The sequence below is a fragment of the Photobacterium sp. R1 genome, assembly GCF_054600795.1.
The window spans coordinates 1-251 of sequence record NZ_BAAHZP010000783.1 but is presented as its reverse complement, the minus strand read 5'-3'; the positions used below and the strand labels follow the sequence as shown (position 1 = coordinate 251).

At 41.0% G+C, this 251-nt stretch carries 1 pseudogene; it reads right to left on the bottom strand.

The window, feature by feature from the left end:
* Positions 1 to 245 (bottom strand): annotated as a pseudogene (secY, locus tag ACYP03_RS27210) (preprotein translocase subunit SecY); the annotation flags it as partial.
* Between the last annotated feature and the right edge of the window lie 6 nt (positions 246 to 251).

The following is a 251-nucleotide window of genomic DNA, read 5'->3' as shown; positions in this document are numbered from 1 at the left end:
ATCAGGAACATGCTACCGGTGACAAAACTTACGACCGCAACAAAGTAGAAACCCATACCCGGATTATGTACCAGAACAGGAATAATACTCGGAAACCCCGACGCAATACCAATTGCTTGGAAGGTTGCAAACACAAGAGTGCCATAGCGAGTATACTGTATGATAATACGGCGACCAGACTCACATTCTTACTTAAAATCGTCTAAATACGGATGAACAAACGTTAGCAAATGTACAAAAATTGAAACCTA